Below are 2,306 nucleotides of genomic sequence, written 5' to 3'. Positions count from 1 at the left end.
GGATCTTGTAGCCGCTGTTGTCGAGGCCGGCCTGATCAAGAAGGGCATCCATGCCGGCCTCGACAACAGCGGCTACAAGATCCTGGCCGAATACGACACGCCGGAATGGGCGCCGCCGGTGGCCGGATCGACCTTCAGCGCCTTCAGGTGCTCGACCAGCGAATCGGCGATGGCCTTGCCGATGCCTTCATTGTTGAACGAGACATAGAAGTCGGCCGGCGCTGTCGGGATTGGCCGGTCATAGGCTATGACCTTGATGCCCTGGCTCTGCGCCAGCTTGACCAGCGAGGCGGCGGCGGTCGAGTCGACGGGGTCGAGCACAATCGCCTTGGCGCCCTGCGAGATCACCGAGTTGAACTGCTGCTGCTGGCGCGAGGCGTCGGCATCGGCGTTCTGGTAGAGCACCTTGCAGCCCGGGCACAGCTTCTTCATCTCGGCGGCGAAGCCGGGATAATCATGCTGTTCGTAACGGGTCGAGGCCTGGTCAGGCATCAGGAAGGCGACGGTGGCGTCGGTGACTTCGGCTGCCTTGGCGATAGCGGCGGTGCCTGCCAGCAGCGACAGCGCAAGCGCTGCCATGCCGGCGGACTTGCCAGTGGACTTCAATGAAATTGAAAGTTTGGTCATTCGGTCTTCTCCGTTTCTGGATATGTTGTAAGAAGGTCGTGACTGCTTTGGTGGTCTGAAGACACCCATCCACCCTCGCCCCAATTGAAGGGGTACCAGGGTCCGGCGCTGGACTTTCGAGCCGCGCCGACGTCCTCCGCCGACGGAGGAATTCGAGACAAGCGTTCTCCATCACGAACCGCTCAACGCGGCTCACGTCCGTCATGCAAAAGAAAAATCCTCCCTTGGTTCCTCCCTGGCTCCTCCGTTAAGCGGCTTTTCCCGCGTTGATGTTGTCGGCCAGCAGGCGCCTGAAGCGCGAGGGCGGCATGCCCTTCTCCGCCAGGAACTGCCGGTTGAAATTGGACAGGTTGTTGAAGCCGACCTCGTAGCAGATGTCGGTGATCGAGGCCTGCTCGTCGCTCATCAGGATCTGGCAGGCGAGATTGATGCGCAGCCGCTTGACATACTGCACCAGCGACATGCCGGTGTGGCGGCGAAACGAGCGCGAGAAGGCCCCGGTCGACTGGCCGGCGATGGCGGCGAGATCCGCCTCGTCGAACAGCTGCGTCAGGTTCTCCCTGATATAGGCGAGCGCCTTGTTCATGCCGGCGGTCATGTAGCCCGACGGATCGGGCCGATAGCTGGCGCTGGCCAGCAGCTGGAATTCCTGGGCGCGGCTTAGCAGGCCGGCGATCATCATGAACAGCTCGATGCGGCGCACGCCCTGCGCCTGCATCATCTCTTCCATCAATGGCGCCAGCGCCTTGCTGGTGCGGTTGGAAAACAGCACGCCGCGCCGCGACGCCTCGAGCAGAGCCGCAAGCCCCGCCAGCTCCGGCAGCACATGCATGGCATCGCCGATGAAACTTTCGGAAAACTGAATGATGCGGCCGCGCAGCGGGATCGAGCTGTCCTTGGGGATGTCGCTGACCCAATTGTGCGGCAGGTTCGGCCCCGTCAGCACCAGATTGCCCGGCTCGAACTCGCCGATGAAGTCGCCGACGAAATAGCGGCCGTTGGTGAAGATTACCTGATGCAGTTCATATTCTGGATGGAAGTGCCAGCGCACCGTATGGAAGGGGTAGCCATGCGACCACGCCTTGAAGGACTCCCCGCGTCGTATCTGGACAACTTCCAGGTCCGGTTCCATGTCCGTTTCCTCCCGGCCGGCACGGATATTTGCCGCGTTCGGCCCAATTCCCTAAACCGGCCGAATTGGTTTCGGCTCTGCATTTCAAGAGCCACGGTACCGGCTCATGACAACAGGCGCCACCACGATTCAAGACAATGGATGATACTTTTTTAACCGGAAGGGCGCGCTCAGAGGCGCTATTCGGGCAGAACAGGTCAGTCTTGCTGACGCGTTCGCTCGACTGACCAACGAGAACACTACCGCCCGAAACGGAATTCCAACGTGTCCGGTGGGCGCCTGGCCTATCGCAAGAACAGCGTGTTCAGGCGCTGTTGCAGCGCCGTCATCGTAGTTCAGCTGGTGCGCAGCGCACCACCCGCCACCGTCGCGAGCGGCGTAACCATGTCAGGCACCAGTATGTCGTGGCGGCGCGCGAAGCTGACCAGCGTGGCCCGCACCGTCTCCGGATCGATTTCGCCGACGATGCCCGCCTTGCAAGCGTTGAGTGCGATGGCATGGGCGCCGTTGCGGCCGGCGCTCGGCCAGTCCTGCAGCAGTGCATAGG

At 62.1% G+C, this 2,306-nt stretch carries 2 protein-coding genes and 1 pseudogene; all 3 read right to left on the bottom strand.

The features are described from left to right. Positions 1-138 precede the first annotated feature (138 nt). Positions 139-627, bottom strand: a pseudogene (locus tag EN879_RS32465) (substrate-binding domain-containing protein); the annotation flags it as partial. 247 nt (positions 628-874) lie between these two features. After that, the gene (locus EN879_RS32460; protein WP_013530722.1) at positions 875-1,759 is read right to left on the bottom strand and encodes an AraC family transcriptional regulator; all 885 of its coding nucleotides are present in this window, start codon (positions 1,757-1,759) and stop codon (positions 875-877) included. A 335-nt stretch (positions 1,760-2,094) separates the two neighbouring features. Then, on the bottom strand, positions 2,095-2,306 hold a 212-nt coding region (locus EN879_RS32455), incomplete at its 5' end, for a DUF982 domain-containing protein (RefSeq protein ID WP_127274541.1).

Origin of the sequence: Mesorhizobium sp. M7A.F.Ca.AU.002.02.1.1, assembly GCF_003998535.1 — a bacterium.
Lineage (GTDB): Bacteria > Pseudomonadota > Alphaproteobacteria > Rhizobiales > Rhizobiaceae > Mesorhizobium > Mesorhizobium ciceri.
Note: the sequence above shows the minus strand (reverse complement) of the source record. Positions and strands in the feature narration are given on the sequence as shown.